This window comes from Pseudomonas sp. P5_A12 (genome assembly GCF_056400685.1).
In genome coordinates, this window is sequence record NZ_JBFUKU010000295.1 from 1 (window position 1) to 6,447 (window position 6,447).

Below are 6,447 nucleotides of genomic sequence, written 5' to 3' on the forward strand. Positions count from 1 at the left end.
CTGACACTCCGCCTTCGCGAGCAGGCTCGCTCCCACAGGGGGCTGCGGGGTTAGTGAGAGTGGCGTGGGACTTCTGCGCCGCGGCAGCCGACCAGGAAGTCGAAGTCGCAGCCCTGATCCGCTTGCAGTACATGGTCGATGTACAGCTGACGATAGCCGCCCAGGATCATTTGCTGGGGTGGCTGCAAATCAGCCATGCGCGCCGCCAGTTCAGCATCCGGGATATCAAGATGCAAACGCCCGCTGGCGCAGTCCAGCTCGATCCAGTCACCTTCTTTCACCGCAGCCAACGGCCCGCCCGCTGCTGCTTCCGGCGCAACATGCAGAACCACGGTGCCATAAGCGGTGCCGCTCATGCGCGCATCAGAGATGCGCACCATGTCGGTCACACCTTGCGCCAGCAGCTTGGCCGGCAAACCCATATTGCCGACTTCGGCCATGCCCGGGTAACCCTTCGGACCGCAGTTCTTCATCACGAGGATCGAGTTGGCGTCGACGTCCAGCTCCGGATCGTTGATCCGTGCCTTGTACATGTCGAAGTTCTCGAACACTACGGCCCGGCCGCGATGCTGCATCAGTTCAGCCGTCGCGGCGGATGGTTTGAGTACTGCGCCCAGTGGCGCCAGGTTACCGCGCAACACGCAGATGCCGCCGTCGGCGCGGATCGGGTTGTCGAGGGTGCGGATGACCTCGTCCTGACCGTAAATCGGCGCGTCTTTGGTGTTCTCGCCTAGGGTCTTGCCGTTGACGGTCAAGGCATTCGGGTTCGGGATCAGGTTGGCTTCACCAAGACGACGCAATACCGCTGGCAAACCGCCAGCATAGTAGAACTCTTCCATCAGGAAACGCCCGGACGGTTGCAGGTCGACGATGGTCGGCATGCCGCGACCGATGCGGGTCCAGTCGTCCAGTTCCAGGTCCACACCGATGCGAYCGGCGATGGCTTTCAAGTGGATCACGGCGTTGGTCGAACCGCCAATCGCGGCGTTGACACGGATGGCGTTTTCGAAGGCTTCCTTGGTGAGGATCTTCGACAATTTCAAGTCTTCGCGAACCATCTCCACCGCACGCATGCCGGACATGTGCGCCAACACATAACGCCGTGCATCCACTGCCGGAATTGCTGCGTTATGGGGCAGGGAGGTGCCCAGTGCTTCAGCCATGCAGGCCATGGTCGACGCCGTGCCCATGGTGTTGCAGGTGCCGGCCGAGCGGGACATGCCGCCCTCGGCCGCGAGGAAATCGTCAATGGTGATGGTGCCAGCCTTGACCTGTTCGCTGAGCTGCCAAACAACCGTGCCGGAACCGATGTCCTGGCCTTTGTGCTTACCGTTGAGCATCGGTCCGCCGGTGACGACGATCGCCGGCACGTCACAACTGGCCGCGCCCATCAGCAGCGCCGGGGTGGTTTTGTCGCAACCGGTCAGCAGCACCACGCCATCAATCGGGTTGCCGCGAATGGCTTCTTCAACGTCCATGCTCGTCAGGTTGCGGGTGAACATGGCGGTCGGGCGCAGGTTCGATTCGCCGTTGGAGAACACCGGGAATTCCACGGGGAACCCGCCGGCCTCGATCACTCCGCGTTTGACGTGCTCCGCGATTTGGCGAAAGTGCGCGTTGCACGGGGTCAGTTCCGACCAGGTGTTGCAGATGCCGATGATTGGCTTGCCCTGGAACTGGTGGTCGGCGATGCCCTGATTCTTCATCCAGCTGCGGTACATGAAGCCGTTCTTGTCGGCGGTGCCAAACCATTGGGCGGAGCGCAGGGTGGGTTTCTTATCAGACATGATCGATTCTCTTATTGTATGACTATTCTGTTAAATCTACGGCCTAACATAAGCGCAAATTCGGACGTTTGGAAGTGTTGTTGGGTAATTAGTATTACTATATAGTCGTTTTCAACAGAGGGATGGCCCTGGCAGATTTTCTGCGAGAGGCGTCCCCTGAGGTTCTATAACAACAACAATCGGAGACCGAACTCATGAGCCAGGAACTGCGGCTTATTCGTCGCATCACACTGAAACTGATTCCCTTCCTGATCCTGCTGTACCTGATCGCCTATGTGGATCGCTCCGCTGTAGGCTTCGCGAAACTGCACATGGGCGCCGACATCGGCCTCGGCGACGCGGCATACGGACTGGGTGCCGGGCTGTTCTTCATTGGTTACTTCCTGTTTGAAATCCCCAGCAACCTGATGCTCGACCGTTTCGGCGCGCGACGCTGGTTTGCGCGGATCATGGTCACCTGGGGTGCGATCACCATCGGCATGGCCTTCGTTCAGGGGCCGAACAGCTTCTACGTGATGCGCTTTCTGCTCGGTGCGGCGGAAGCCGGTTTTTTCCCGGGCGTTCTGTACTACATCACTCAGTGGTTCCCGATTCGCCATCGCGGCAAGATCCTCGGTCTGTTCATTCTTTCTCAACCCATCGCGATGATGATCACCGGCCCGGTGTCCGGCGGCTTGCTCGGCATGGACGGCACCCTCGGTCTGCACGGCTGGCAGTGGCTGTTCATCGTCATCGGTACGCCAGCGATCCTGCTGACTTGGCCGGTGCTGCGTTACCTGCCTGACGGCCCGCAACAAGTGACGTGGATGGACCAGTCCGAAAAGGACTGGTTGGCCGGCGAGTTGAAAAAGGACCTTGCGCAATACGGCCAGACCCGTCACGGCAATCCGTTGCACGCGCTCAAAGACAAGCGTGTGTTGCTGCTGGCGCTGTTTTACCTGCCGGTGACGTTGAGCATTTATGGCTTGGGTCTGTGGTTGCCGACGCTGATCAAACAGTTCGGCGGCACCGATCTGGTGACGGGTTTCGTTTCAGCAGTGCCGTACATTTTCGGGATCGTCGGCTTGCTGATCATTCCGCGCAGCTCCGACCGGTTGAATGACCGCTACGGTCACCTTGCCGTGCTGTATGTGCTGGGTGCTATTGGCCTGTTCTTCAGCGCCTGGCTGACGGTGCCGGTGTTGCAACTCGCAGCCCTTTGCCTGGTGGCGTTTGCCCTGTTTTCATGCACCGCAGTGTTCTGGACCTTGCCGGGCCGGTTCTTCGCCGGGGCCAGTGCGGCGGCCGGCATTGCCTTGATCAACTCGGTGGGCAACCTAGGCGGTTACATCGGTCCGTTCGTGATCGGCGCGCTGAAGGAATACACCGGCAACCTGGCGTCGGGCCTGTATTTCCTGTCCGGTGTGATGGTGTTCGGGCTGCTGCTGACGGGCGTGGTGTATCGGTTGCTGGAGCGCAAGCATGTGCTGCCGGCTGAGCAGTTCGCGGCCAGCGCGCGTGGCGCCACTCGCACCTGACACCGAATAAACAAACACCACCAATCCCTGTGGGAGCGAATAAACAGGAGAAAATCATGCGTTTGGTTCAATTCGAATTGAGTAACGGCGAGCGCCGCGTTGGCGTCGTCGAAGACGGTCTGGTGCTGGAAGTGCGGGACGCACATACCGTTCGTGACCTGGCATTGGCGGCGATCGAGGCGGGCACGAATCTGGAGCAGCAAGTAAAAGTCCTGGGGCTGGGCTCCAGCCACGACTACGCTGAACTGCTGGCCACGCTACGCATCCTGCCGCCGCTGGATCACCCGGACCCGGCGCACATGCTGGTCAGCGGTACCGGCCTGACCCATTTGGGCAGCGCCTCGGCACGGGACAAGATGCATCAACACGCCGGTGACGAAGCGGCAATGACCGACACCATGCGCATTTTCAAATGGGGCGTGGAGGGCGGCACACCGGCAACAGGGCAGGTCGGCGTACAGCCGGAATGGTTCTACAAGGGCGACGGCAGTATCGTCGTTCGGCCGGGCAAGCCGTTCCCGCTGCCGCCCTTCGCCGAAGATGCCGGCGAAGAGCCGGAGCTCAGCGGCCTCTACGTCATCGGCCATGATGGCAAGCCTTATCGTCTCGGTTATGCGGTCGGCAACGAGTTCTCCGATCACGTCATGGAGCGTAAAAACTACCTGTACCTGGCGCACTCTAAATTGCGCAGTTGCAGCTATGGCCCGGAGCTTCGGGTTGGCGAGTTGCCGCAACACCTGGCCGGCACCAGCCGCATCCTGCGCGACGGTGAAGTGTTGTGGCAGAACGAGTTTCTCAGCGGCGAGGCCAACATGTGCCACAGCCTGGAAAACCTTGAGTACCACCATTTCAAATACAGCCAGTTCCTGCGTCCGGGGGATGTGCATATTCATTTCTTCGGCACCGCGACCTTGTCCTTCGCCGATGGCATCCGTACCCAACCGGGAGACGTTTTCGAGATCAGCCAAGCCGAGTTCGGCGCACCGTTGATCAACGGCATTGCGCCGGCTGAAGCGGCGTTCCTGCCCGGCACCGTCGGCACCCTTTAAGGAGATAGGCATGACCCGCATTCTTGGACACAACTACATCGGCGGCCAGCGCAGCGCCGCCGGTTCGCTCAAACATCAGAGCTTCGACGCCAGCACCGGCGAGGCATTGCCCCACGATTTCTACCAGGCCACCCCGGAAGAAGTCGACGCCGCCGCCAAGGCCGCCGCAACGGCTTACCCGGCCTATCGCAGCCTGAGCGCTGAGCGACGCGCACAATTTCTCGATGCGATAGCCGATGAGCTGGACGCGTTGGGTGACGAGTTCGTCGCCGTGGTCTGCCGCGAAACTGCACTACCCGCTGGCCGCATTCAAGGTGAAAGAGGCCGCACCAGCGGTCAGATGCGCCTGTTCGCCAAAGTGCTGCGTCGCGGCGACTTCTACGGTGCGCGCATTGATCGGGCGCTACCGGAACGCACGCCGCTGCCGCGTCCGGACTTGCGCCAATACCGCATCGGCCTCGGCCCGGTCGCGGTGTTTGGTGCCAGCAACTTTCCCCTGGCGTTCTCGACGGCTGGGGGCGATACCGCCTCGGCCCTGGCGGCCGGTTGCCCGGTGGTGTTCAAGGCACATGGTGGTCACATGGCCACGGCCGAATGGGTGGCTGACGCGATCCTGCGTGCCGCAGAAAAAACCGGCATGCCGGCCGGTGTGTTCAACATGATCTTCGGTGGCGGGGTCGGCGAAGCGCTGGTCAAGCACCCGGCGATTCTGGCTGTTGGTTTTACCGGTTCGCTGAAGGGCGGTCGCGCCTTGTGCGACATGGCCGCGGCACGTGCGCAGCCGATCCCGGTGTTCGCCGAAATGTCGAGCATCAACCCGGTGATCGTGTTACCGCAGGCGTTGCAGAGCCGGCTTGAATCGATTGCCCGTGACCTGACCGCGTCGGTGGTTCAAGGCTGTGGTCAGTTCTGTACCAATCCCGGGCTGGTGATCGGGATTCGCTCACCGCAGTTCAGCGCGTTCGTGCAGCAGGTCGCCGGGTTGATCAACGATCAGCCGGCGCAAACCATGCTCAATGCCGGGACCTTGAGCAGCTACGGCAAAGGCCTGGAAAAACTCCTCGCGCATTCCGGCATCACGCACCTGGCCGGCAACGCGCAACAGGGTAACCAGGCTCAGCCGCAGTTGTTCAAGGCTGATGTCAGCCTGTTGCTGAATGGCGATGAAGTCTTGCAGGAGGAGGTGTTCGGCCCGACCACGGTGGTGGTTGAAGTGGCTGATCAGGCGCAACTCACGGCGGCGCTGAACGGGCTTCATGGGCAGCTGACGGCGACGATCATTGGTGATCCGGCGGACTTTGAACAGTTCGGTGAATTGACGGCTTTGCTGGAGCAAAAGGTCGGGCGGATTCTGCTCAATGGTTATCCGACCGGCGTGGAAGTCTGCGATTCGATGGTCCACGGTGGGCCGTACCCGGCGACGTCCGATGCGCGCGGCACCTCGGTGGGCACCTTGGCGATTGATCGTTTCCTGCGCCCGGTGTGCTTCCAGAACTACCCGGACAATCTCCTGCCGGACGCGTTGAAGAATGGCAATCCGCTGCGCATCCAGCGTTTGGTGGATGGGCAGCCGTCGCGCGAAGCCCTGTAACTGATTGTTCCCCACGCTCCGCGTGGGAATGCCTTAATGGACGCTCTGCGTCTGCTTGGGACTCGGAGCGTCCCGGGCTGCATTCCCACGCGGAGCGTGGGAACGATCATGAGTTATCATGGCATCTTTCCCATTTAAAGATTGATTGCCATGACTACCGAAGCCGATACCTTGCTCACCACCCTCGAACACTGCGACATGGTGGAAATCGACGGGTTGCACGCGTTCGAATTCTCCCTCGATGAAGACGACAACCTGCACATCGAATGCATGGATGGGCGAGCGGCCAAGCACTGGGAGTTCACCCCGGCGCAGATTCAGGCAGCCACCTTCGACTCCACTCTGCAAAGCTGGGTGATCACCGGCGATTCCGGCGAACATCGTCTGGTGTGCCTGACCGCTATCGGTGGTCATGACGACGAGGACGATGAGCTTGAGGGTGCGTAATCTCTGGCCGCTATTGATCGCCGGCAGCGTCGGCGCGATGGGTGTTCAAGCTGCTT

5 protein-coding genes are annotated in these 6,447 nt (G+C 60.9%); 4 read left to right on the forward strand and 1 reads right to left on the reverse strand.

Translation table 11 applies throughout. The features are described 5' to 3' along the window. Window positions 1–50 precede the first annotated feature (50 nt). A complete protein-coding gene (locus tag AC1DSG_RS25875) occupies window positions 51–1,787 on the reverse strand; it encodes an IlvD/Edd family dehydratase (RefSeq protein WP_477793426.1) in 1,737 nt (578 codons plus the stop codon). A gap of 194 nt (window positions 1,788–1,981) precedes the next feature. Between AC1DSG_RS25875 and AC1DSG_RS25880 the strand changes: the two genes are divergently transcribed. The 4 genes from AC1DSG_RS25880 (at window position 1,982) to AC1DSG_RS25895 (ending at window position 6,391) form a co-directional block, all read left to right on the forward strand. Beyond that, window positions 1,982–3,304, forward strand: a complete 1,323-nt coding sequence (locus AC1DSG_RS25880; RefSeq protein ID WP_477793427.1) for an MFS transporter — start codon at window positions 1,982–1,984, stop codon at window positions 3,302–3,304. 56 nt (window positions 3,305–3,360) lie between these two features. Continuing rightward, on the forward strand, window positions 3,361–4,353 hold the full coding sequence (gene araD1 / locus AC1DSG_RS25885) for an AraD1 family protein (protein ID WP_477793428.1): 993 nt from the start codon (window positions 3,361–3,363) through the stop codon (window positions 4,351–4,353). A 10-nt stretch (window positions 4,354–4,363) separates the two neighbouring features. Beyond that, window positions 4,364–5,944, forward strand: coding sequence for an aldehyde dehydrogenase (NADP(+)) (locus tag AC1DSG_RS25890; RefSeq protein ID WP_477793429.1), 1,581 nt, complete (start codon window positions 4,364–4,366; stop codon window positions 5,942–5,944). A 150-nt stretch (window positions 5,945–6,094) separates the two neighbouring features. Then, entirely contained in the window at window positions 6,095–6,391 is a 297-nt protein-coding gene (locus tag AC1DSG_RS25895; RefSeq protein ID WP_477793430.1) for a DUF5629 family protein, read from the forward strand. Window positions 6,392–6,447 lie beyond the last annotated feature (56 nt).